This is a genomic window from Pseudomonas sp. WS 5411, assembly GCF_012985595.1.
GTDB classification, from domain to species: Bacteria; Pseudomonadota; Gammaproteobacteria; order Pseudomonadales; family Pseudomonadaceae; genus Aquipseudomonas; species Aquipseudomonas shahriarae.
The window spans coordinates 19933-41499 of the sequence record NZ_JAARMC010000023.1; the positions used below are offsets into that span (position 1 = coordinate 19933).

The window sequence follows — 21567 nt, forward strand, 5'->3', positions numbered from 1 at the left end:
GAAGGGGTAGGAACATGGATAAAAACGAAGAAATGAAGCTCCGCTTGCTCGTATCGCGACTTCATGGCCTGGCGGTGGCCAACCTCGAAACAGTTATGAGCCTGAGCACTGCAATGGTCAACATTCCAGACCTGCCTGACTTTGCTCACGGGCATGCGGTGAAAGCATTCAACAGCGTCCAGAAACAGATCGACATCCTAAAGGAGCTTTCATTCATTTATGGTGTTGACGAAGAGCTGCCATGAAAAATGTTGATTACACCGCTTTCGGCGAGATGATCGAAAAGCGCGAAAAGGAGCTGGAATCAATAAAGGCCGCGGCGAAGGGGGCGGCTGATGACATCAACGCTCAATCGGGAGATACTCATCCTATGAACGATATCACCCGTGACGAACTCAAAGCCCACCTCGAGAACCAGGACCTCAAGGTAGACGCGCGCCTGGCTAAATTTGAGCAACGCGTAGCGGACGGCCTCAACGAAATGAATCACAGCCTGCAAATGCTCGACAAAGATTTAGCGGGGGTGCGGGGACTAAAAAGCACAATTATTTTGAATTCCGTGCTTTCGGTTATTGCCGTCGTCGGGATAGTTATAGCTGTAATGGCCTACGGGATTTCAAGCTTTGACTCTGGTCGAGATACCTCTCAGCTCCTTCAGGAAATGCGGCAGCAATCTTATGAGAATAAGGTCATGCTCGAGCAGATAAGGGCCAACCAACCTCTCCCACAAAAGTAAAGATCAGTAGCAGGCGCTAGTCGCATGGTGTTTTACCATCGCCGATCTGAATCCATAGCCCGCCCTAAGCGGGTTTTTTATTGCCTACAGAAAATATTATCTCCATTGGAGTTGACATGGATATTTCCATGGGAGATATTTGCCCCGTCGCCGGATAACAACCGGCCAGATGGAAGGCAGCGATGAACCGGCCTCAACGGTTCAGAGGGTTGGCAACTGACCCGGGTGTGCAGCGTAAAACACCAAGACGAGTTATCCAGCGGGAGAACAAGCCGAAAGGCCCGCGGCTGGACGAATAATTTGATGGGGCCGGCGGCAGCGCCAGTAGCGGGAAGCCGGCAAGCGACACCAGAAGATTTCACGTCAGCGCCTGTATCGGGCGCTTTCGGAAAACAACCGGGAGTCACAACGATGGAAGCAACAATCGTTAACGGCGCATGGAAGGGTCATCTCGGCCGTGGTCTTGCGCCGCGAGAACTTCAGTACTTGCTGTCCGCTGCCCAGGGCAAGACGGCAAAGGAAATTGCCAGGCAGTACGACGTGGCGGCCTGCACCGTGGCCAAGCGTCTTTCCTGCGCCATGTTCAAGCTTGGCGTAACTCGCCAGACCGCGATGGTGGCCGAGGCCATGCGCCGGCAGATCATCTCGCCGATGTGCTTTGTCTTGGCCAGCCTGATCGCCATGCACACGATGATCGGTGACGACGCGATGCGCCGTGATCGCCGTGTACCGGAGCGCCGTACCGCCCAAGTGCGGATGGTTCGCCGTGCCGAGCAGCCAGTGCTGCTTGCCTGATTCAACCACCAGAGGATCCATCCATGAAGCACTCAGCAGCAATAGCTCAGCTCGAAATCCACGCCTCCAACTGCGAGAACAACGCAGTTATTCAGGAGCGCGAAGGCAAACACGAAGACGCAGCCAACAACCGCTCCAACGCTTCGGACTATCGGCAAGCAATCGAAGCTCTTCAGGCTCAATAGGCATCACTTCTGCCCATTCCATGAGTGGGCAGCGGGATGGCGAAAGCCTACGGAAATGGGCGAACTACACGTATGAACCCCATATAAAAGTAATGGTGACGTGGAAGTCCGGTGCAAGCCCGGGCCCGAGCACCTGGTACTCCCCAGCACCAGGCCGCATCGGATATAGCTCGGCCCTCTGGCGTGATAGCAGGGTGGCCACCTTGCCCCGAGCCTGAGCGGATTCTGTCGCGGCGTAGACGGGCAACACCCAGAGGGATTAGAGCTATATCCGATGCGGACGAACACCCGGCCTTTCGCCGGCCACCTGCATTCAACCCACGCAGCACGGAGGATTGGCAGCCATGTAAACCACACACACCCTAGACGCCGAAGCGTCTGCCTGCGTGACATAGGGAGGTCTATGTAACGCAACGAAAAGCCCAGTCCCTACTGGGCTTTTTTACATCTCGCGTTTACCCGTCAGCACCCTCCCCTGGGCCAACCGGCACCCGCCAGGCGGTCAGGGTGCTGACGAATACACGCAACCCACTGAGGTATCCACCATGCACGCATTAATTCAACAGCGCGTAGACGGGGTTGCGGCCCTGCACGTGCGCTCCCGCATCGCCACCGCCGAGTTCTACGCCCTGATCGGCAAGGAGGCGCCAGTGCAGAAGATTCGCTTTCAGATCCGCACCGCCGGCAAGGCATACCACATCGTGGAGATCGCCACCGGCAAGGTAAAGGGCTTCCGCTGGACCTGGAAGAAGGCAAACAACTTTGCCCAGGAGTTGGAATCTCGGGCCGACGGCGTGAAGGTGACGCTGTCAGGCGGTGCGCAATGATCGGCGCCCCATTGCCCGACCCGCGACACTCGATCATCGACAACCTCAACCAGCAGCTTGAAGCGTTCTTCGGCTCCGGCAAGACCGTCCAGGTTATCCCGAGCGGTGTTGGTGTCGATGGTCCCTTCAACGGCACCACGGCGCACCACGAACGCCTTCGCAAAGAACGCGACAAGCTGGCCCCAGCCGTGCGCGCCGAGGCAGACAAGGGCGTCGTGGCAAGTGTCGCGGCGAAGAACCTGGGCATGCACATCAAGCGCGTGACGCTGATCGCCCAGGAAAACGGCTTCAAGTTCGCCGACACCCCATGAGGCGCCTCAGCAACCAGGTGCGCCAGCGCCTTCGTCAATCGCAATTCAATCTTCCACCCAGCGGCCTCTTGGCCATCCCGGAGAAACAGCCATGTCCACAGCAACAGATACAGCCGAGTTTCTTGAAGAACTCAACGGTGGCGCCTTCGCCAGCCAAATTGGCCACGCCATCTCCGAAGTAGCCGCCGGGGTTGTCGACTATGGCAAGGCCGGCAAGCTGGTTATTACCTTGGACTTCAGCCAGATCGGCGAATCGCACCAAGTGAAGATCAAGCACAAGCTCGACTACAAGGTGCCGACCAAGCGTGGCACCCGCAGCGAAAACACCAGCCTCGACACGCCTATGCACGTTGGGACCGGTGGCCGCGTGACCCTCTTCGCGGAGAAACATGACCAGCTATTCAGCCGCGACGACGCGCCGATCCCTAAGCGCACCTGATCTACCCCTCCCTCCGCAATCCAAGGAAATAACCGATGTCACTCACCAAAGAAGCAATTCAGCTCATCACCGATACGGCGCTGGAAGCCAACGGCAAGAAGCTGCCGACACTGGTCCCTACCGTGGTGCTGCCGGAAAGCGCAAAAGTTGTAGACCTGGAGAAATTCCAGGCTGGCCGTAGCCGCTTCCGTGGCACCTACAGCACCCATTCGCTGGCAGATTTCAGCGCCTACGTGGTTGAGCGCGCAGCGCTTGGCGCACGCGGCTTCATTGATCAGGACGCAATGAGCTGTGCCCTCCTGTTCAACCTGGGCACTGCCGATGTACCTGGCCACGCCGATGACCGCGCCGTCCTCAAGCTGAAGCCAACCGCCGGCTACACCGCAGCCCAGCAAATCGGCGGGCGCGGTATCAGCCAAAAGGATTTGAGCGACTGGATCGAAGACTGGCACCAGTACCTCACCCCGGTTGATGAGGCAGGCAATGCAATCCCTGTCGCCAAGGCCATTGCGGCAGTGCGCACCATCACCATCAAGGCGTCGAGCGAATCGGAAACCACGGTAGGCGAAACCAGCGCCAGCCGTAGCGCCATGGACCAGATCGAGGCGCGCAGTAAGGAAACCCTGCCGGTCTCCCTGCAATTCCGCACGGTCCCGTTTGAAGGCCTGACCGAACAACAGATCACCCTTCGCCTTTCGGTGATCACCAGCGGCTCGCAGCCGGTGTTGAAATTGCGCTGGGTGGGCGAAGAGGTACAGCGCGAAGACATCGCTCAAGAGTTCAAATTGGTTCTTCAGGACAAGATCGGTGAGGCAGCGACGTTGTCTCTCGGCGCGTTCGATCCGAAGTAACCCGCTCCCGCACCACCAGGCGCCTATGGGCGCCTTTCTCTTTCTTGGTGCGACGGACCGAAGGCAAGGACACGCCACCGCGCCAAGTCAGCGATCAGTTGAAGGCCGTGGGCCACCTCGACCTCTAGCCTTTCCTCGGGAAGGCTGAGTAGCCGAACAACCTCATCGCCTATCAGGCGTATCGCTTCAACATCAGTTTTCGCGCTCATCGTTTTAACCGCCGGACCTGTGACGAGTGCAAATTAATAGCCTAGTTTGATGAGCTGCGCCAGGTTCGAGACTAGCCAGGTACTAGTTGCCTCTAAGGAGTTTAGATTTTAATTCCCTATCAGCCTGCTTCGTCAGTTCGTCAATTTTCGTAAGCTGCTGCGCGGATATTTCGAGCCATTTCTCTTGCTCAAACTGCTCATAATATGTGCGCAAGGATTGGGCAAAAACATCAGCGTACATGCCATCTTTATCTAATCGAATCCATTTAAAAAAAGTTCTTAAGCACCCAGAAAAATTCTCTGTGAAATTCAGAAACTCGTTGTACTGGTTAGAAAACTCATTACCCCATATGGCGCGACACTCCAACAACACTGCCAAAAACTCCGCTCTAGAGTTTTGACTTGCTTCAAGCCGCTCTTCCATCTTCGAGATAAAACTATCCAACATGCCTACTGGCAGGCCTTCGACACCAACATTGAATTGCATTACCGCAAATTGCGCATCCCCAAATGCAATCCGGGTTGTCTCTTTATACCTTAGTGCTGCAACCGCAACGCGTTGAGCCAATGCATGGTCTGCCTCAGCGCTAACTTGCTGTCGCCATGCATTCACTCCTACAAACGCAAGACCAACGGCTAAAACCGTTGCTATTGATGAGAAAATTTCGAACAGGTCGTGTACATCTTTTACTTTAAAAAACGCGGTTTCAATCGGAGTCATCCCCCAAACAACTCCGGAAGCAAACAACAGTAAACATACGAACCAAATCATCCAATCATTCTTCAACTCGCTCTCCAAAATCAAAAATTCAGACGATTATGCCGAAGCTACCTGCTGTCGGCGAGGATCTCCTATGCCAGCACAACAGATCGACGAAAAGAAGCTCGAACGCGCAATCCGCAAGATCAAGCACTGCCTAGCACTTGCACGGAGCGCCAACGAGAACGAAGCCGCAACGGCGCTCCGGCAGGCACAGGCATTGATGCGCGAGTACCGGCTGACCGAGATGGATGTAAAGCTGAGCGACGTCGGTGAAGTTGAGTCAGCCCTGTTCCGCGCCAAGCGTCGACCAGCCTGGGATCAGCAGCTGAGCATCGCTGTAGCAGACGCATTCGGCTGCACAACCCTGCGACGCCGGACGTGGTGTTCCGCGAAAGGCCAAATCATTGAATGCGCGACATTCATCGGTGTCTCTCCCGCACAGAACATCGCCCTGTACGCGTATGAGGCACTGCACACCAAGCTTACTCAGGCGCGCAAGGAGTACTGCTCGGCCGTCAGGTCGGGAGTCCATCGCAGCCGGTATTCGGCAGAAACTGCCGGCGATCACTTTGCGCTGGCGTGGGTTTGGGAGGTCCAGTCGAAGCTGAAAGCTCTTGTGCCTCAAGGCGACGATGATCCGCTCGGGCACCCAGCCACCGGCCAAGGCCTGGTCGCGGTTGAGGCGCAGGACAAGGCATTGATCAGCGAATATCTTGCTACCCAGGAAATCGGGAAGTCCAGGAAAGGCAAGGCGGTAGAGCTGGACCTAAACGCCCAGATCGCCGGGATGCTTGCTGGCAGCAAGGTAGAACTACACGCCGGCATCGCGCGTGGTGGTGAGGATGTCCTCGCGCTATCCGCAATTGCCTGATCCCCCTCCCCTCAACCGCCAGGGGATGGCCAGACCGGACTCACCTTACCCGCAGAAAACCTATAGGCCTGCCCCAGCTATCAACCGGGCCCCGACCTCACGCCCAGCAACCTGCGCCAGGCCACGGTCAACATAGGTTCGGTCACCCGCAACAACCGGCACCACCACCTCAGCACCGCGCTTCACCTCGACGTTGATTCGCCAGGTCTCCCGGCCTTCCTCGTCCTTGTCGCACTCCATGTAGTTCCAAACCTGAAAGCCTTCGATCTCATCGTAAATATCGTGCTTGGTCATGGTCCTGCCCATTTGTAGGAAGGGGCCATCGTAGCACCACACCGCCCGGGCATGGCCCGGCAAGGACTCCCCTTGCCTACAGAAACCAAACTCACCCTGAAGCAGCAGCGAGCCGAGCAGGTCAACCAGGTGATCCAGATCATCGGCACCCACGGCCGGCGCTTCTTCTACAACCAGGTCGCTGATCGCTACGCCAGCATGGAAGTGGATCAGCGCGGCAAGGTCTGGTTCATCGACGACTACAGCGCCCGGCGGATCTTCACACACAAAACAACCTGGGGCGGCCGGTGGCGCGGTTTCAGCCATGGCGGCACGCTTCGGGCCCTCGTCGAAGGGTTCAGGGATTACATCCGCACCGGGGAGCCAATGCACCCTGGCTACCTCGGGCCGGAGCGGTTCGACGACAGAAACATCTGGGGTTACGACGCGGAAGGCATGAAGGCTGTACGCGAACAGGCCGGCGCCCTACCAGTGTTTCGCCAGCCAATCGCGGAGGCAGCATGAAGCGAATCTACCTCAGCGGCCCAATGACCGGCCTGCCCGGCCTCAACTTCGCCGCCTTCCACGCCATAACCACCAACCTGCGCGCCGGCGGCCACACCGTCACCAACCCCGCCGAGATCAACCCGGACGGCGGCACCTGGAACGACTGCATGCGCAGCGACATTGCAGCCCTGATGGACTGCGACACCGTGGCCACCCTGCCCGGCTGGCAAGAATCGAAAGGCGCCCAGCTCGAAGTCCTGATTGCCAAGCACCTCGGCATGACGGTTGTGAATGCCCATGATCTGGTAACGAGGGAGGCTGTATGAGCCACAACGAAACGATTGACGGCGTCTCGCGAAAGTCTCTTGAGCAGGCGCTGAAGCTGGCCGCTGTGTTCGATGATGGCGGCGATGGGGCGGATGCGGAAAGCGCTCGCGGCGTTGTCTGGATACTGCGCGCCCTACTGGATGCGGAGCCGGAAGACTATCCACCCTGCGACTATTGCGGAATCGTACCGGCCTATCATCCTTGGCACGGAAGCGGACCTCTCGCAGGTGCCGAGAGTCCGCATATACACGCCTGCAATGAATGCCGACACCTCCTGCCCGCCCCCCAGCCCAAGGGCGAGCCGGTGGCATACGATCCAGCGAAAGAAAACAAACAGTTCGAAGCCTGGGCGCGTACCCAGACTCAGGTTGATCTTCGGTTGTGTGATATAGGCCTGTACTACGAGCGCCAGACGGGGCTTGCACACGATGCGTGGCAGCACCGGGCCAAACTGGCCGATCAGCCCGAGCCGGTAGCGGTGGTGCTGCCTGAGCGATCCAATCAGGACTATGCCATTGAGCATGCCGAGTACATGGCCAAGTCAGCCGACGAGGTGCTGGCGAAGTTCCAGGCATACGGCTTGGCTCTGCTGGCCGTCGATGAGGGCGGTGACGACGGCGAAGATGAGCTGTTTGAGAATATCGACTCCGCTCGCGGCGACCTGCAGGAGTCTCTAGTCGATCTGCGCAGCATGGTTTACGAGTTCCGAAAGCGTGCCGCCAAATCCCGATAGGAGTACATCCGTACTCCTCCCGCAAAACCTGTAACCCCTCCCCCTTCAAAGTCAGCCGCTATAGCGGCAAGGACGAAGTCATGCCTGAAGAAAAAGTCGTGATGTACGAATCCCCACAAGCTGCCAGCATCCAAACCGTGACAGGCTGGGTAGGCGCTGATGGCCGCTTCTGGGGCAAAGATGAGCATATGGCGCGCTGGTGTGGCGCCACCCATCGCCAATGCGAGAAGAATCCGGATCACCCGATCCACGAGATTCGGAGCTACTGCCAGCAGTGTCACCAGGAAAGCCGCGAAGCGAAGTTCGCAGCGATGCCTGTCAAGGAGTGGTCCGGCGAGCCTCTGGTTATCTTCGATGGTGACCAATACTTCTTCGACGAAGACAGCCTGCGCGACTACCTCATCGACAGCGATATCGATCTGGCCGACCTGCAGCTCTGCATCTGCGAGCCAAACTACCCCAGTCAGATCGACCCGGCGGACCACTTCTGCGACGACTTGCCGGAGGACGGAGAAATCCGCGACGACCAGTTGCTCGCGGCATTCGAGCTGCTGAACGAGATGATCCGCCAATCTGAGCCGTTGTCGTGGAGCGAGGGAGAGTTTGCTGCAAAGCTCCCCCAGGCACTCCTCGATGAGATCGCCGCAGCCAGGGTGGCGTGATGCGCCTGAAGAAAGCTGAGCGCGAGCAAGTGCGCCTGAAGTACGGCGGGCACTGCGCCTACTGCGGCGTGCTGCTGGGTGAACGGTGGCACGCCGATCACCGAGAGCCGGTGATCAGGGTCAGTGATGAGCGCGTGGCCGAGCAGGCCGAGAATCACAACCTCGACAACATGATGCCGGCCTGTGCGCCCTGCAACATCAGTAAGGGGCGGCAGACGCTGGAGGGCTGGCGGTCCTGGATCGCCGGGCACATCAACTCTCTCAACAGCTACCACCCCATCTATCGCCTGGCAAAATCCTACGGACTGATCGCAGAGACAGGCGCGCCAGTGGTGTTCCACTTCGAAAAGGTGTCGCCATGAAGCTCACAGAGAAGCAGCAACTCGTCCTCGATGAGTTGCGCAAGATCGGACGTGAAAACGCATATCGCTATCGCGGCGTCACGCCCTGCCTGCATAACGATGCATGCGGCAGGATCGAAAGGGGTGATGAAGCCTGCGCCTTCGGCCTGGGCGGCCTGACATATCAGGTTGGTGGCCGACTCAGTATCGAGGCTGGCTCTGTGCTGAGCGTCTTCAAAGCGCTTCAGCGCAAGGGGCTGGTGCTTCGTGAAGAAAGCTATCCGGAGTACCAGCGCCCGCGCTACTGGTGGCCCGTGGGCTTGGCTGCCGAACTGGCCGAAGAGCTGATCCCGAAAGCTGAAGGGGTGACGCCATGATCGCCACCCTCTGGTTCGCCTACGTCTTCATCTACAAGGGGCCGAGGCCATGAGCATCGTTCGCGAAAACTTGATGACTCGTCCCGGCTACACCCCGTACTGCGGCAACAGCCATTGCAGCATGCCGCGCACCAATTGGACGGGCGAACAGTTCAAGTGCCCCTACTGCAACTGGGTATCGCAATTCCCGGCGGACTTCATCGCCGAGTACAAAGCGAAGTGGCACGCTGGATTTAGGCCGTGAAGCGGTTCCTCCGGCGCAAAGCCGAGGCATGGCTGATCCTGCTGGCAGCCAAGATCCTGATCGATCGCAACGTCCAGCGCGCAGCAGTGGTATCCCGTCGCGACAACAACGACATGTGGAGCATGGCCGAAAAGCTCGAAGCCATCGCCCAGCGCATCAGCAAGAACTACCCCTAACCCCAATCCCCCTACATGCCTGCCGGTGAGCGAACTCACGGTAACTGGCTGTCGATCCATCGTTCCGCAGCTGCCATTGCGTCACCCAGCGCCGCCGGATAGTCAGGCCATGGGCCCGTCAGCTCGGCGGCAACTTCGCCCAATCCTTCAACGGATGCCGGCTCAATGATTCTGGCAAATGCGGGTACGTCATCGTTTGGTCGCCTCCATTCGAACTTGAGAAACAACGTATGCCCCCGATAGGCGTGAACAACTGGAACATCGAGATTGTGTGACACGCGCCCTCCCTGACACATGAGCAAGTTGAACAGTATTTGTAGCTCTTTTTCGCACCCTTCGCCATCGAGGCACTTCGCTATCAACTTCTGCTGCCCAGAGCGGCAAGGACACCCCATGTACGCAACGAAACTCACCCTGCTCCTGACGGCCATCGTGTTGTACGTGGCGGGGTCCACCTTCTGGTTTTTCTGGCAGGTGCCGGAGCTGCTCTCGACCGGTACCGACCAGACCCTGGTCGCAGCTTTCGCCGGCACCGTCGCCTGGATGCTGCTCACCTTCGGTTTCATCATCCACATCATCAAGACAGCGCGGCCCACTGCGGCCGGCGGGAGGCAGTAATGGCAGAGGCCCAGGAAAGACCGGAAACGTTTCAACTCGACAAAGTGCCAGAGGCGCGAATGGCCGAGATCATCGGAACCACCAAGCGGGCGCTGGAGGGAAAGCGCGACCGTGGGGTAATCCCAGAAGGTGTCTGGAACAAGATAGATGGGCGGATTTTTTACAGCATCAGGAGATATGAGACATGGCTAGAAAGCCAATGGGCCTGCCCACAGGAGTTGAGTTTGCCGGCCAGTCAGTCCGAATTCGCTTTACTTGGCGAGGGGAGCGACGCTGCGAGACTCTCGCACATCCCCAAACACCAAAAGGCATCAAGGCGGCAGCCGATCTACGTGATCAAGTAATCAGCCTGGCGAAACATGGGGTTTTGGATGATCAGCGATATGCTGAACTGTTCCCAAACTCCAGCTACAACCCGATGTCGCTGGTGATGACCTTCGGCGAATACGCCCAAGCATGGATCAATAGCCTGGAGATCGTACCTGGGACACGTAGAAACTACCTGGCAACGATCAACGCCTACTGGATGCCTTGGCTGGGCCAGCTCCCTATCAACGCAATCACGCCAATGGTCCTGCGCAAAGTAATCAGCCGGACGGTGTGGGAGTCCCCGTCAGTCAAGCGTGAGGCAATCTCCCGCGTAACATCCCTGCTAAAAGCTGCTGTCCAGGACGAGTTGATAGATCGGAACCCGGCCACGCCCATAAAACTGCCCAAGAAGGTGCGGAAACAGGTAGAGCCGTTTTCAAGCGAGGAAGCGGACGCAATCATTGAATGGATGTATGCGAACTTTCAAAAGCCAGCGGCACGGATCTATGCAGCCTACTTTGAATTCGCCTTTTACAGCGGGATGAGGACTGGGGAGTTAGCGGCGCTGCGCTGGGAAGAGGTCGACCAACAAAAGCGCGTAGCGCACGTTTGCCGGATCGTTGTTGATGGGGAGGTAGAAGAGCGCACTAAGACCAAGTACGCAAGAACGGTGATGCTCAACAGTCGTGCGCTGAAGGCACTTGAACAGGCCCGGCAGATTGCGGAATCCCGGGCGACGCAGCGGCGAAGAGTGAGCAAGGAGTCGCCGTACGTGTTTCCACCATCGGGAGGCTCGGAGTTTATCCGATGGGCAAACCGGTCAGGTGACCAGTTCGTCAAGGCTCTGGAAGCCCTGGAAATAGCCCCACGGCCTCAGTACAACTGCCGCCACACATATGCCACTATGTGCCTAATGGCCGGCATGAACCCGGCATTCATCGCGGACCAGCTTGGACACAGTGTCCAAGTGCTTCTGACAACCTATGCCAAATGGCTGTCGTCAACTACCGACTGGTCAGAAGTTGGCAAGCTTGAACAATCCATGATTGGTACAAAATTGGTACAACCCTAACCAATCATCGGCTTACAGCCTTTATTTAAAGGCTCTCTATCAGTTTCTGATCCATACTAATAATATGTAACGTCATTTTTCATATAGCCGGTCACACCCGGTATTTTTCTACCTTTTAGCGAGTTCATCCGCGTGAATATTCGTCTTTCTCTTGTCAGCCTGTTCTTCGCATTCGCAGGCACCGTCGCCAACGCCAGCGAAACCACCCTGGCCCCACGGGACACCTCGCAACTGCACATCGCTTCGGGCAGCGCGATGTTGGTGGACCTGCAAACCAACAAGGTGATCTACGCCAGCAACCCCGACGTAGTGGTGCCGATTGCTTCCGTCACCAAATTGATGACCGGCATGGTGGTGCTGGACGCCAAGCAGAATATGGACGAGTACATCTCCATCAACATCAGCGACACCCCGGAAATGAAAGGGGTGTTCTCGCGGGTCAAGCTCAACAGCGAGATGCCGCGCAAGGAGATGTTGCTGATTACCCTGATGTCCTCGGAAAACCGCGCCGCCGCCAGCCTGGCCCATCACTATCCGGGCGGCTATGCCGCGTTTATTGCCGCGATGAACGCCAAGGCCAAGGCCTTGGGCATGAACAGCACGCGCTATGTCGAGCCGACCGGTCTGTCGATCCATAACGTGTCTACCGCCCGCGACTTGAGCAAGCTGGTGCAGGCCGCGCGCAAGTACCCGATGCTCACGCAATTGAGCACCACCAAGGAAAAAACCGTGTCGTTCCGCAAGCCCAACTACACCCTGGGCTTTTCCAACACCGATCACCTGGTCAACCGTGCCAACTGGGATATCAAGCTGACCAAGACCGGCTTCACCAACCAGGCCGGCCACTGCCTGGTGCTGGTGACCAGCATGGGCAATCGCCCGGTGTCGCTGGTGATCCTCGATGCCTTCGGCAAGTTCACACACTTTGCCGATGCCAGCCGCATCCGCAAGTGGATTGAAACCGGCAAGAGCGGCTCGGTGCCGGACGTGGCCCTGCAATACAAGGCCGACAAGAACCTCAAGGCCCGCCAGACCGGGGTCGCCCAGTCCCACTGAGGCACGGTTGGCAGGCACAAAAAACGGCGCCCTCGGGCGCCGTTTGCATTATGGCTGCTTCGGCCTTTCGGCCATCACCTTGAGTGCCTGGGCGGCCGCCTGTTCCTGGCCGGCCTGGGCCGTGGCATTGGCGGCCTGCTGCCATCTACCCACATCCAGGTTGGCCGGCAACTGGCTTGGCCGCTGGACCAGCACCGCCCACTGGCCGGCGCTTTTCCAGGCGGACTCGAAGTCGCTGAACGCCACTGGGCGTCTCCGGTCCCTGGCAACTCGCAACACCACCGTACTGTTTTGCTGATTAAACCCCACCAGCACCGCATAACGCGGCTCGGCCCATAGCGTCGAGCCCTCGGTAATCCGCACCATCACCGGGTAGCCCGCCGCCACCTGCGCCAACAGCGCGGTCAGCTTGGGGTCCAGCGGATACACCAGCATCCCGTACTCACGCGCCAGTACCTGCATATTGCGCTCAAGGTCGGCTTCCCCGCCCGGCAAGTGCAATGGCTTATCCAGCAAGCCCGGTGTAATCACAATGCCTTGTTGCGACAGCATGCTAGCCAAAGCGGCCGGACCACCCTGATAGGTGTCACCGCGAAACGCCGGCACCCCGTTGAGCTCTACGCGCTCGGGCAAACCGCGGAGGTTCGAGGGAGTGGGATGCCCCGCACACGCGGCCAAGCCGAGGACGCAGGCAGCCACCAACAAGGATGTTTTGAGGTTCGACCGTAAACGCAACTTCTTCACTCTCTTGATCATCTGCGGGCTGGGGCGTTGATCATAGGGCGCCCGGGGACGCGGGTATAGCCTTGGGCCACAGTAAAAAGCCCGGCATAGAGCAAACAAGTTGGATGTACACGACCATTGGTCAATAGCACGCAACCGGGAGGCAGCTAGACTGTCCATTGCAAAGACAGTGAGTGCCCTGCACAGGGCAAAAGGAGGCACTTATGAGCCTGACAACCACGATTTTCATGCTGGTGCTTGGCTGGCTGGCCGTCGCCGGCGCCATGTTGTGGGGGGTGTTGCGCGTGACCCGCCGGCACCATCATCCACAACCCAAACCCGCTGCACACGCCAAGAGCCACAAGCCGGTCGCGCATCACGCCTGAGCCCAGGCAGGAGCCGGCAGGCAGCCGGCCCCTACAGATCTAGGCCAGCTGTTTGCGAGCGACCGCAACTGACGCTGCCAGCATCGCCCGCAGTAATACCGCGCACCCCGCCGCCAGGTCATCCGGTGCCGCATTTTCGATCTCGTTATGGCTGATCCCGCCTTCACACGGCACAAATATCATCCCCGCCGGCCCCAGTTCAGCGACGAAGATCGCGTCGTGCCCGGCGCCACTGACGATATCCATATTCGACAACCCCAGGCCATTGGCCGCCTCACGCACTGCATCGACACAGCCCTCATCGAAATACAGCGGTGGGAAATCGGCGGTGGGCACCATTTCGAAGGTCAGGCCGTGCTTGGCGCAGGTGTCGTCGATCACCTGCCGCACCTGGGCAATCATCGAATCCAGGCGCGCCGGTTCCAGGTGGCGGAAGTCGAGGGTCATGCGCACTTCGCCGGGGATCACATTGCGCGAGCCCGGGTAGGCTTGCAGGCAACCCACGGTGCCACAGGCATGGGGCTGATGGCCGAGGGCTGCGGCATTGACCGCAGCCACCACTGCCGAAGCGCCGACCAGAGCGTCCTTGCGCAGGTGCATCGGCGTCGGCCCGGCATGAGCCTCAACGCCGCGCAGGGTCAGGTCGAACCATTTCTGGCCAAGCGCCCCCAGCACCACGCCGATGGTTTTGCGTTCGTCTTCCAGGATCGGCCCCTGTTCGATATGGGCTTCGAAATAGGCCCCCACCTTATGCCCGCTGACCGGCCGGGTGCCCGCATAGCCAATCGCATTCAGTGCATCGCCCACCGTGACGCCCTCGGCGTCGGTCTTGGCCAGGGTGTCTGCCAGGGTGAATTTCTCGGCGAACACCCCGGAGCCCATCATGCACGGTGGGAAGCGCGAGCCTTCTTCGTTGGTCCACACCACCACCTCCAGCGGCGCCTCGGTTTCGATCTTCAGGTCATTGAGCGTGCGCAACACCTCCACACCCGCCAATACACCGAAGCAACCATCGAACTTGCCGCCAGTGGGTTGGGTGTCGATATGGCTGCCGGTCATCACCGGCGCCAGCGCCGGGTTGCGCCCCGGACGACGGGCGAAAATATTGCCCACCCCATCGACGGTCACAGTGCACCCCGCCGCCTCGCACCACTGCACAAACAGATCCCGGGCCTGACGATCAAGGTCGGTCAGGGCCAGGCGACACACACCGCCTTTGGGGGTAGCGCCAAGCTTGGCGAGGTCCATCAACGACTGCCACAGGCGGTCGCGGCTGATGTGCTGATGGGTGGATTGCAGAACGTCGATGGCAGCGTTCATGGGGATCTCCTCAGGCAATATTATTGTTTGAGTCGGCGCGATATCCGTGGGGGCTGGCTTGCCTGGGATGGCGGCGGGTCAGTTACCACCGCTATCGCAGGCAAGCCAGCTCCCACATTGACCGCATTTACGACGGAAATTTAGCGGCGATAGGACTGGTTTTGCGCTTGCTGCACAGCCCGTAATACAACACCCCGCCCAATGCCGATCCGGTAAACCAGCCGTAGCTGTAGAACCAGCTGAAGGCATCGCTGCCCAACGACAGCAAGGTCAGCACCACCGGCACACCGAAAGCGATAAAACCCGCCACGTTCCAGGCCGGGTACACGTCATCGCGGTACAGCCCCGCCAGGTCCAGTTGCTGGCGACGGATCAGGAAATAGTCCACCACCATGATCCCGGCAATCGGCCCCAACAGGCTCGAATAACCCAGCAACCAATTGGAATACACGGTTTCCAGACTGACATCGGACACGATCAGGCCGAGCTTTTTCAGCAGTTCGTGGGCCATCAACGCCAGCCCCACCAGGCCGGTGAGTATCACGGCGGTGGTGCGGTTGATCAGCTTGGGCGCGATGTTCTGGAAGTCGTTGGTGGGCGAGACAATATTGGCCGCCGTGTTGGTCGACAGCGTGGCAATGATGATCAGCGCCATCGCCACCGCAACCCACACCGGGCTCTGGATGTGCCCGATCAGGGTCACCGGGTCGGAGACGCTGACCCCCACCAGTTTCACCGAGGCGGCGGTCATGATCACGCCCAGGGCGGCGAACAGGAACATGGTCAGCGGCAGGCCGAAAATCTGCCCCAGGATCTGGTCCTTCTGGCTTTTGGCATAACGGCTGAAGTCAGGAATATTCAGGGACAAGGTGGCCCAGAACCCGACCATCGCGGTCAGCCCGGCCATAAAGTACCCCGTCAGGCTCGCCCCTTCGGGCCGCTTGGGCGGGATCGCCATCAACTCGCTGAGCGACACATTGGGCAACGCCCACACCAGCAGGCCGATACCCACGGCCACCAGCAGCGGTGCCGACAGGGTTTCCAGCCATTTGATCGACTCGGCACCGCGCAGCACCACCCACAGGTTCAGCACCCAGAAGATCATGAAGCCGATCACCTCACCGGTGCCGCCCAGGCTCTTCCAGCCCTCGAAGATCGAGCCGAGGAACAAGTGGATCGCCAGCCCGCCGAACATCGTCTGGATACCGAACCAGCCGCAGGCCACCAGCGCTCGGATCAGACACGGCACATTGGAACCAAGGATGCCGAAGGATGAACGCAGCAGCACCGGGAACGGAATGCCGTACTTGGTGCCCGGAAAGGCATTCAGCGTCAGGGGCACCAGCACCACGATATTGGCCAGCAGGATCGCCACCAGCGCCTCGCCCACCGACAAGCCGAAGTACGCGGTGAGCACCCCGCCCAGGGTGTAGGTCGGCACACAGATCGACATGCCGACCCACAGCGCGGTGATGTGCCACTTGTTCCAGGTTCGTTCGTGCACCTTGGTCGGTGCCATGTCGTGGTTGTAACGGGGGCTGTCGAGGACGTCGCTGCCGGCGTCGAGTTCATACAGGCCGTCGCGTTCTATGACTTGCGATCTGTTCTGTTGCATGGCCGCTCCACGGTTTTTTTGAATTATTGTTGCTCATCCGGCGTTCAACGCTGGATGGCCGCAGTCCCGCATGGACAACATGACATCACGGACCCGGCCAACCGGCAGCGCACTCAATTACCGTGCCGCACACCGTCACCGCATCCGTACCGCTTATATAACTGGCTGATGTTTATCAGCTTTATTTTGTTTACCGAAAAGTCCCACGGCACTTTCAACGTTACTCAGGCCAAATAACGCAGAAGTTGTCCGAACAATCAGGACTCAATCTGGTGCAACACAATTATTTTTATTACTGCCTGCCGTCAAGAGGCAACTCTCAAGCGTCTGATTTGCAATAGGAAATGTTGCTCATATTGGGAACCTGTCAAGTGCGTCAAAATGGTGAGAGGTCGCTACATTTTGGTGATTTTCAGTTTTTATCCTTATAAATCAATAAGTTATTACAGATATATACTTATAAAAAATAATCTTGATCATTCGAAAAACTCGGGCTAGTTTCTATTCCTGTCACCGATGACAAGAATAGATTCTGTACGGTGAGCAGAACTACAACACTTAGAACTGGCATAAGCCGGTCAAGCCCCTGAGGAACTCGGCATGTCTCTGTTGATCCGTGGCGCCACCGTTGTTACCCATGATGAAAGTTATCCAGCCGATGTCTTGTGCGCAGACGGTCTAATCCGCGCTATTGGCACTGATCTGGAGGTGCCCGCCGGCACCGAGATACTCGATGGCAGCGGCCAATACCTGATGCCCGGCGGTATCGACCCCCATACCCACATGCAACTGCCCTTCATGGGCACCGTGGCCAGCGAGGACTTCTTCAGCGGTACGGCAGCAGGCCTGGCGGGCGGGACCACGTCGATCATCGACTTCGTGATTCCCAACCCGCAACAGTCGTTGCTGGAGGCCTTCCATCAGTGGCGCGGCTGGGCCGAGAAGTCGGCGGCCGACTACGGGTTTCATGTCGCGATTACCTGGTGGAGCGAACAGGTGCGCGAGGAAATGGCCGAGCTGGTAAGCCACCACGGCATCAACAGCTTCAAGCACTTCATGGCCTACAAGAACGCGATCATGGCCGCCGACGACACCCTGGTCGCCAGCTTCGAACGCTGCCTGGAACTGGGCGCGGTGCCCACCGTGCATGCAGAGAACGGCGAGCTGGTGTATCACCTGCAACGCAAGCTGATGGCCCAGGGCATCACCGGGCCCGAAGCCCATCCGCTGTCGCGCCCTTCACAAGTGGAAGGCGAAGCGGCCAGCCGGGCGATCCGGATTGCCGAAACCATCGGCACGCCGCTGTACTTGGTGCATGTTTCGACCCAGGAAGCCCTCGACGAAATCACCTACGCCCGCGCCAAGGGCCAGGCGGTCTACGGCGAGGTCCTGGCCGGGCACCTGCTGCTGGACGACAGCGTGTACCAGCATCCCGACTGGCAAACCGCAGCGGGCTACGTGATGAGCCCACCCTTCCGCCCCCGCGGGCATCAAGACGCACTGTGGCGCGGCCTGCAATCGGGCAACCTGCACACCACCGCGACCGACCACTGCTGCTTCTGCGCCGACCAAAAGGCCGCCGGGCGTGACGACTTCAGCAAGATCCCCAACGGCACCGCCGGCATCGAAGACCGCATGGCGTTGCTGTGGGACGAAGGCGTCAACAGCGGGCGCCTGTCGATGCAGGAGTTTGTCGCATTGACCTCCACCAACACCGCAAAAATCTTCAACCTCTACCCACGCAAGGGGGCGATCCGCGTCGGTGCCGATGCCGACCTGGTGCTGTGGGATCCCCAGGGCACACGGACCATCTCGGCCAAGACCCACCACCAGCGGGTGGACTTCAATATCTTCGAAGGCAAGACCGTACGTGGCGTACCCAGCCACACCATCAGCCAGGGCAATCTGGTGTGGGTCGATGGCGACCTGCGCGCCGAGCGTGGTGCCGGGCGCTATGTCGAACGGCCGGCGTATCCGGCGGTGTTCGAGCAGCTGCGCAAGCGGGCCGAGCATTCCAGGCCAGTCGCGATAAACCGCTGAAATCGCCACTCGCAGGCAAGCCAGCTGCCACCCGTTGATAGGTGAACCCGATCAAATGTGGGAGCAGGCTTGCCCGCGATGAGGCCAGTGCAAACAACAAAAAACCAATGCCCGCCAGAGGCAAAAAAAACCGTGAGGCCCTTACCGTGATCCAGACCCTGAACCACCTCCCCCACCCCAACGAAGATGGGGCGACCCTCGCCAGCCATTTCACCGACCTGGCACCGCCCCTCAATGCCCGCCAGGCCCACCTGGAAGCCTCGCGCTGCCTGTATTGCTACGACGCGCCGTGCGTCAACGCGTGCCCCAGCGAGATCGACATCCCCTCGTTCATTCGCAATATCCACACCGACAACGTCCAGGGCGCGGCGCAGAAGATTCTCTCGGCCAATATCCTCGGCGGCAGTTGCGCCCGGGTCTGCCCGACAGAAATCCTCTGCCAGCAGGCCTGTGTGCGCAACCACAGCGACGAATGCGCCCCGGTGCTGATCGGCCTGTTGCAACGCTATGCCATCGACAACGCGCACTTTGAGCAACACCCGTTCCAGCGCGCCGCCCCTACCGGCAAGCGCATCGCGGTGGTCGGTGCCGGGCCTGCGGGGCTGTCCTGTGCCCATCGCAGTGCCTTGCATGGGCATGACGTGGTGATTTTCGAAGCCCGGGAAAAGGCCGGCGGCCTCAATGAATACGGGATCGCCAAGTACAAACTGGTGGATGACTTCGCCCAGCAGGAGCTGGATTTCCTCTTGCAGATCGGCGGCATCGAAATCCGCCACGGCCAGCGCCTGGGCGACAACCTGAGCCTGAGCGACCTGCACCAGCAATTCGACGCGGTTTTCCTCGGCCTGGGCCTGGCCGCCAGCAAACACCTGGGCCTGCCCCACGAAGACGCCCCCGGCCTGCTCGCCGCCACCGACTACATCCGTGAGCTGCGCCAGGCCGACGACCTCAGCCAACTGCCCCTGGCCGACCGCTGCATCGTGCTCGGTGCCGGCAATACCGCCATCGACATGGCCGTCCAAATGGCTCGCCTGGGCGCGCGGGACGTCAACCTGGTATATCGCCGTGGCCTTGCCGACATGGGCGCCACCGACCATGAACAGGAGATCGCCAAGGCCAACCAGGTCCGCCTGCTGACCTGGGCCCAACCCGACACCGTGCTGCTGGACGACCACGGCCAGGTACGCGGTATGCGCTTTGCCCGCACGCGCCTGGAAAACGGCCGACTGCACACCACCGGCGAAACCTTCGAGCTGGCGGCCGATGCGATCTTCAAGGCCATCGGCCAAGGCTTCGACGAGCAGGCCTTGCACGATCCCCTGGCCCAGCAACTGCAACGCCAGAGTGAACGGATCTTTGTCGATGCGCAGCTGCAAACCAGCATCCCCGGCGTGTATGCCGGCGGCGATTGCATCAGCCTCGGGCAAGACCTCACCGTCCAGGCCGTGCAACACGGCAAGCTGGCCGCCGAGGCCATGCACGCTCAACTCATGCTCAACGTGGAGGCTGCGTAAATGGCCGATCTCTCGATTGTCTTCGCCGGTATCAAAGCCCCCAACCCGTTCTGGCTGGCCTCTGCGCCACCCACCGACAAAGCCTACAACGTGGTCCGCGCCTTTGAGGCCGGCTGGGGTGGCGTGGTCTGGAAAACCCTGGGTGAGGACCCGGCGGCGGTCAACGTCTCGTCCCGTTATTCGGCGCACTTTGGCGCCAACCGCGAAGTGCTGGGTATCAACAATATCGAGCTGATTACCGACCGTTCCCTGGAGATCAACCTACGGGAAATCACCCAGGTGAAAAAGGACTGGCCGGACCGCGCACTGATTGTGTCGTTGATGGTGCCGTGCGTCGAAGAGTCATGGAAAAACATTCTGCCCCTGGTAGAAGCCACCGGTTGCGATGGCATCGAACTGAACTTCGGCTGCCCCCACGGCATGCCGGAACGGGGCATGGGCGCGGCCGTGGGCCAGGTGCCAGAGTACGTGGAACAGGTGACACGCTGGTGCAAGACCTACTGTTCGCTGCCGGTGATCGTCAAGCTCACGCCCAACATCACCGATATTCGCGTGGCCGCCCGTGCCGCGTATCGCGGGGGCGCCGACGCGGTGTCGCTGATCAATACCATCAACTCCATCACCAGCGTCGACCTGGAACGCATGGTCGCCCTGCCGATCGTCGGCACCCAAAGCACCCACGGCGGCTACTGCGGCTCGGCGGTCAAGCCGATTGCCTTGAACATGGTCGCCGAAATTGCCCGTGATCCCCAGACCCAGGGCCTGCCGATCTGTGGGATCGGCGGCATCGGCAACTGGCGCGATGCCGCAGAATTCGTCGCCCTGGGCTGCGGTGCAGTGCAGGTGTGCACGGCGGCGATGCTGCATGGTTTTCGGATTGTCGACGAGATGAAGGATGGCTTGTCGCGGTGGATGGACAGCCAGGGCTACAGCAGCCTGCAGGATTTTTCCGGGCGCGCGGTGGGCAACACCACGGACTGGAAGTACCTGGACATCAACTACCAGGTCATCGCCAAGATTGACCAGGCCGCGTGCATCGGCTGCGGGCGTTGCCATATTGCCTGTGAAGACACCTCGCACCAGGCGATTGCCAGCCTCAAGCAGGCCGATGGCACCCACGTGTACCAAGTGATCGACGACGAATGCGTGGGCTGCAACCTGTGCCAGATCACCTGCCCGGTGGCGGATTGCATCGAGATGGTGCCGATGGACACTGGCAAGCCGTTTCTCAACTGGACTCAGGATCCGAGGAACCCCTATCGGGAGGCGGTGTAACCTTTTAAATCG

General features: G+C 59.5%; 30 protein-coding genes. 24 read left to right on the forward strand and 6 right to left on the reverse strand.

Annotation, left to right across the window (positions count from 1 at the left end):
* Nucleotides 1-14 precede the first annotated feature (14 nt).
* The 8 genes from HBR93_RS22395 to HBR93_RS22430 all read left to right on the forward strand — a co-directional run bounded on the left by HBR93_RS22395 (nt 15) and on the right by HBR93_RS22430 (nt 4144).
* A complete protein-coding gene (locus tag HBR93_RS22395) occupies nt 15-245 on the forward strand; it encodes a hypothetical protein (protein WP_169961090.1) in 231 nt (76 codons plus the stop codon).
* A complete protein-coding gene (locus tag HBR93_RS22400; protein WP_169961091.1) occupies nt 242-736 on the forward strand; it encodes a hypothetical protein in 495 nt (164 codons plus the stop codon). The genes HBR93_RS22395 and HBR93_RS22400 overlap by 4 nt, the downstream gene beginning before the upstream one ends.
* A gap of 411 nt (nt 737-1147) precedes the next feature.
* The gene (locus tag HBR93_RS22405; RefSeq protein WP_169961092.1) at nt 1148-1531 is read left to right on the forward strand and encodes a LuxR C-terminal-related transcriptional regulator; all 384 of its coding nucleotides are present in this window, start codon (nt 1148-1150) and stop codon (nt 1529-1531) included.
* 23 nt (nt 1532-1554) lie between these two features.
* Entirely contained in the window at nt 1555-1716 is a 162-nt protein-coding gene (locus HBR93_RS22410; protein WP_169961093.1) for a hypothetical protein, read from the forward strand.
* A gap of 545 nt (nt 1717-2261) precedes the next feature.
* Nucleotides 2262-2543, forward strand: a complete 282-nt coding sequence (locus HBR93_RS22415; RefSeq protein WP_169961094.1) for a hypothetical protein — start codon at nt 2262-2264, stop codon at nt 2541-2543.
* Nucleotides 2540-2854 (forward strand): hypothetical protein, encoded by a 315-nt coding sequence (locus HBR93_RS22420; RefSeq protein ID WP_169961095.1) that lies wholly within the window; start codon nt 2540-2542, stop codon nt 2852-2854. Before HBR93_RS22415 ends, HBR93_RS22420 begins: the two co-directional genes overlap by 4 nt.
* A 91-nt stretch (nt 2855-2945) precedes the next feature.
* On the forward strand, nt 2946-3293 hold the full coding sequence (locus HBR93_RS22425) for a hypothetical protein (protein ID WP_078467578.1): 348 nt from the start codon (nt 2946-2948) through the stop codon (nt 3291-3293).
* 35 nt (nt 3294-3328) lie between these two features.
* Nucleotides 3329-4144, forward strand: coding sequence for a DUF2303 family protein (locus tag HBR93_RS22430; RefSeq protein WP_169905305.1), 816 nt, complete (start codon nt 3329-3331; stop codon nt 4142-4144).
* A gap of 291 nt (nt 4145-4435) precedes the next feature.
* Here HBR93_RS22430 and HBR93_RS22435 read toward each other — a convergent pair whose 3' ends face one another.
* Nucleotides 4436-5140 (reverse strand): hypothetical protein, encoded by a 705-nt coding sequence (locus HBR93_RS22435; RefSeq protein WP_169961096.1) that lies wholly within the window; start codon nt 5138-5140, stop codon nt 4436-4438.
* Nucleotides 5141-5207: 67 nt separating this feature from the next.
* On the opposite strand from HBR93_RS22435, the gene HBR93_RS22440 reads away from it, so the two are divergent.
* Entirely contained in the window at nt 5208-5987 is a 780-nt protein-coding gene (locus HBR93_RS22440) for a DUF2786 domain-containing protein (protein ID WP_169961097.1), read from the forward strand.
* Between the two features lie 60 nt (nt 5988-6047).
* Here HBR93_RS22440 and HBR93_RS22445 read toward each other — a convergent pair whose 3' ends face one another.
* Nucleotides 6048-6281: a hypothetical protein gene (locus tag HBR93_RS22445; RefSeq protein ID WP_169961098.1), complete on the reverse strand. Its 234-nt coding sequence runs from the start codon at nt 6279-6281 to the stop codon at nt 6048-6050.
* A gap of 72 nt (nt 6282-6353) precedes the next feature.
* On the opposite strand from HBR93_RS22445, the gene HBR93_RS22450 reads away from it, so the two are divergent.
* From HBR93_RS22450 to HBR93_RS22485, 8 genes are all read left to right on the forward strand, one after another.
* Nucleotides 6354-6785 (forward strand): hypothetical protein, encoded by a 432-nt coding sequence (locus tag HBR93_RS22450; RefSeq protein ID WP_169961099.1) that lies wholly within the window; start codon nt 6354-6356, stop codon nt 6783-6785.
* Nucleotides 6782-7093 carry a DUF4406 domain-containing protein gene (locus HBR93_RS22455; RefSeq protein WP_169961100.1) on the forward strand — a complete coding sequence of 104 codons (312 nt, stop codon included), beginning with the start codon at nt 6782-6784 and terminating at the stop codon, nt 7091-7093. Before HBR93_RS22450 ends, HBR93_RS22455 begins: the two co-directional genes overlap by 4 nt.
* Nucleotides 7090-7827, forward strand: coding sequence for a hypothetical protein (locus tag HBR93_RS22460; protein ID WP_169877855.1), 738 nt, complete (start codon nt 7090-7092; stop codon nt 7825-7827). The genes HBR93_RS22455 and HBR93_RS22460 overlap by 4 nt, the downstream gene beginning before the upstream one ends.
* 80 nt (nt 7828-7907) lie before the next feature.
* On the forward strand, nt 7908-8489 hold the full coding sequence (locus tag HBR93_RS22465) for a hypothetical protein (RefSeq protein ID WP_169877854.1): 582 nt from the start codon (nt 7908-7910) through the stop codon (nt 8487-8489).
* Nucleotides 8489-8851 carry an HNH endonuclease gene (locus tag HBR93_RS22470; protein WP_169961101.1) on the forward strand — a complete coding sequence of 121 codons (363 nt, stop codon included), beginning with the start codon at nt 8489-8491 and terminating at the stop codon, nt 8849-8851. Before HBR93_RS22465 ends, HBR93_RS22470 begins: the two co-directional genes overlap by 1 nt.
* Complete coding sequence (locus HBR93_RS22475; protein ID WP_169877852.1) at nt 8848-9207, forward strand: hypothetical protein; 360 nt, start codon at nt 8848-8850, stop codon at nt 9205-9207. Before HBR93_RS22470 ends, HBR93_RS22475 begins: the two co-directional genes overlap by 4 nt.
* Nucleotides 9208-9256: 49 nt before the next feature.
* On the forward strand, nt 9257-9451 hold the full coding sequence (locus HBR93_RS22480) for a hypothetical protein (RefSeq protein ID WP_169877851.1): 195 nt from the start codon (nt 9257-9259) through the stop codon (nt 9449-9451).
* Nucleotides 9448-9627, forward strand: a complete 180-nt coding sequence (locus HBR93_RS22485) for a hypothetical protein (RefSeq protein WP_169961102.1) — start codon at nt 9448-9450, stop codon at nt 9625-9627. Before HBR93_RS22480 ends, HBR93_RS22485 begins: the two co-directional genes overlap by 4 nt.
* 35 nt (nt 9628-9662) lie before the next feature.
* On the opposite strand, the gene HBR93_RS22490 is transcribed toward HBR93_RS22485, so the two are convergent.
* Nucleotides 9663-9905, reverse strand: coding sequence for a hypothetical protein (locus HBR93_RS22490; protein ID WP_169877850.1), 243 nt, complete (start codon nt 9903-9905; stop codon nt 9663-9665).
* 115 nt (nt 9906-10020) lie between these two features.
* On the opposite strand from HBR93_RS22490, the gene HBR93_RS22495 reads away from it, so the two are divergent.
* The 3 genes from HBR93_RS22495 to pbpG all read left to right on the forward strand — a co-directional run bounded on the left by HBR93_RS22495 (nt 10021) and on the right by pbpG (nt 12682).
* Complete coding sequence (locus tag HBR93_RS22495; RefSeq protein ID WP_169877849.1) at nt 10021-10245, forward strand: hypothetical protein; 225 nt, start codon at nt 10021-10023, stop codon at nt 10243-10245.
* Between the two features lie 184 nt (nt 10246-10429).
* Complete coding sequence (locus HBR93_RS22500) at nt 10430-11626, forward strand: site-specific integrase (protein ID WP_169961103.1); 1197 nt, start codon at nt 10430-10432, stop codon at nt 11624-11626.
* Between the two features lie 132 nt (nt 11627-11758).
* Entirely contained in the window at nt 11759-12682 is a 924-nt protein-coding gene (pbpG, locus tag HBR93_RS22505) for a D-alanyl-D-alanine endopeptidase (RefSeq protein WP_057441495.1), read from the forward strand.
* Nucleotides 12683-12730: 48 nt separating this feature from the next.
* Here pbpG and HBR93_RS22510 read toward each other — a convergent pair whose 3' ends face one another.
* Nucleotides 12731-13417, reverse strand: a complete 687-nt coding sequence (locus HBR93_RS22510) for a peptidase C39 family protein (protein WP_169961123.1) — start codon at nt 13415-13417, stop codon at nt 12731-12733.
* 212 nt (nt 13418-13629) lie between these two features.
* Between HBR93_RS22510 and HBR93_RS22515 the strand changes: the two genes are divergently transcribed.
* Complete coding sequence (locus tag HBR93_RS22515; protein WP_164844848.1) at nt 13630-13791, forward strand: hypothetical protein; 162 nt, start codon at nt 13630-13632, stop codon at nt 13789-13791.
* A gap of 39 nt (nt 13792-13830) precedes the next feature.
* Here HBR93_RS22515 and HBR93_RS22520 read toward each other — a convergent pair whose 3' ends face one another.
* Both HBR93_RS22520 and HBR93_RS22525 read right to left on the reverse strand, forming a co-directional pair.
* Nucleotides 13831-15111, reverse strand: a complete 1281-nt coding sequence (locus HBR93_RS22520; RefSeq protein WP_169961104.1) for a Zn-dependent hydrolase — start codon at nt 15109-15111, stop codon at nt 13831-13833.
* 127 nt (nt 15112-15238) lie between these two features.
* Nucleotides 15239-16726: an NCS1 family nucleobase:cation symporter-1 gene (locus tag HBR93_RS22525; protein ID WP_057441488.1), complete on the reverse strand. Its 1488-nt coding sequence runs from the start codon at nt 16724-16726 to the stop codon at nt 15239-15241.
* 600 nt (nt 16727-17326) lie between these two features.
* On the opposite strand from HBR93_RS22525, the gene hydA reads away from it, so the two are divergent.
* From hydA to preA, 3 genes are all read left to right on the forward strand, one after another.
* Nucleotides 17327-18766 (forward strand): dihydropyrimidinase, encoded by a 1440-nt coding sequence (hydA, locus tag HBR93_RS22530; RefSeq protein ID WP_169961105.1) that lies wholly within the window; start codon nt 17327-17329, stop codon nt 18764-18766.
* 146 nt (nt 18767-18912) lie between these two features.
* On the forward strand, nt 18913-20280 hold the full coding sequence (locus tag HBR93_RS22535; protein ID WP_169961106.1) for an NAD(P)-dependent oxidoreductase: 1368 nt from the start codon (nt 18913-18915) through the stop codon (nt 20278-20280).
* Nucleotides 20281-21555 (forward strand): NAD-dependent dihydropyrimidine dehydrogenase subunit PreA, encoded by a 1275-nt coding sequence (gene preA / locus HBR93_RS22540; RefSeq protein ID WP_057441482.1) that lies wholly within the window; start codon nt 20281-20283, stop codon nt 21553-21555. It abuts the gene before it with no gap.
* The last annotated feature ends 12 nt before the right edge of the window (nt 21556-21567 follow it).

Coding starts and splice junctions, on each gene's coding strand:
- HBR93_RS22395 (WP_169961090.1), top strand. CDS start 15: ATGGATAAAAACGAAGAAATGAAGCTCCGCTTGCTCGTATCGCGACTT.
- HBR93_RS22400 (WP_169961091.1), top strand. CDS start 242: ATGAAAAATGTTGATTACACCGCTTTCGGCGAGATGATCGAAAAGCGC.
- HBR93_RS22405 (WP_169961092.1), top strand. CDS start 1,148: ATGGAAGCAACAATCGTTAACGGCGCATGGAAGGGTCATCTCGGCCGT.
- HBR93_RS22410 (WP_169961093.1), top strand. CDS start 1,555: ATGAAGCACTCAGCAGCAATAGCTCAGCTCGAAATCCACGCCTCCAAC.
- HBR93_RS22415 (WP_169961094.1), top strand. CDS start 2,262: ATGCACGCATTAATTCAACAGCGCGTAGACGGGGTTGCGGCCCTGCAC.
- HBR93_RS22420 (WP_169961095.1), top strand. CDS start 2,540: ATGATCGGCGCCCCATTGCCCGACCCGCGACACTCGATCATCGACAAC.
- HBR93_RS22425 (WP_078467578.1), top strand. CDS start 2,946: ATGTCCACAGCAACAGATACAGCCGAGTTTCTTGAAGAACTCAACGGT.
- HBR93_RS22430 (WP_169905305.1), top strand. CDS start 3,329: ATGTCACTCACCAAAGAAGCAATTCAGCTCATCACCGATACGGCGCTG.
- HBR93_RS22440 (WP_169961097.1), top strand. CDS start 5,208: ATGCCAGCACAACAGATCGACGAAAAGAAGCTCGAACGCGCAATCCGC.
- HBR93_RS22445 (WP_169961098.1), bottom strand. CDS start 6,281: ATGACCAAGCACGATATTTACGATGAGATCGAAGGCTTTCAGGTTTGG.
- HBR93_RS22455 (WP_169961100.1), top strand. CDS start 6,782: ATGAAGCGAATCTACCTCAGCGGCCCAATGACCGGCCTGCCCGGCCTC.
- HBR93_RS22460 (WP_169877855.1), top strand. CDS start 7,090: ATGAGCCACAACGAAACGATTGACGGCGTCTCGCGAAAGTCTCTTGAG.
- HBR93_RS22465 (WP_169877854.1), top strand. CDS start 7,908: ATGCCTGAAGAAAAAGTCGTGATGTACGAATCCCCACAAGCTGCCAGC.
- HBR93_RS22470 (WP_169961101.1), top strand. CDS start 8,489: ATGCGCCTGAAGAAAGCTGAGCGCGAGCAAGTGCGCCTGAAGTACGGC.
- HBR93_RS22475 (WP_169877852.1), top strand. CDS start 8,848: ATGAAGCTCACAGAGAAGCAGCAACTCGTCCTCGATGAGTTGCGCAAG.
- HBR93_RS22480 (WP_169877851.1), top strand. CDS start 9,257: ATGAGCATCGTTCGCGAAAACTTGATGACTCGTCCCGGCTACACCCCG.
- HBR93_RS22495 (WP_169877849.1), top strand. CDS start 10,021: ATGTACGCAACGAAACTCACCCTGCTCCTGACGGCCATCGTGTTGTAC.
- HBR93_RS22500 (WP_169961103.1), top strand. CDS start 10,430: ATGGCTAGAAAGCCAATGGGCCTGCCCACAGGAGTTGAGTTTGCCGGC.
- HBR93_RS22515 (WP_164844848.1), top strand. CDS start 13,630: ATGAGCCTGACAACCACGATTTTCATGCTGGTGCTTGGCTGGCTGGCC.
- HBR93_RS22520 (WP_169961104.1), bottom strand. CDS start 15,111: ATGAACGCTGCCATCGACGTTCTGCAATCCACCCATCAGCACATCAGC.
- HBR93_RS22525 (WP_057441488.1), bottom strand. CDS start 16,726: ATGCAACAGAACAGATCGCAAGTCATAGAACGCGACGGCCTGTATGAA.
- hydA (WP_169961105.1), top strand. CDS start 17,327: ATGTCTCTGTTGATCCGTGGCGCCACCGTTGTTACCCATGATGAAAGT.
- preA (WP_057441482.1), top strand. CDS start 20,281: ATGGCCGATCTCTCGATTGTCTTCGCCGGTATCAAAGCCCCCAACCCG.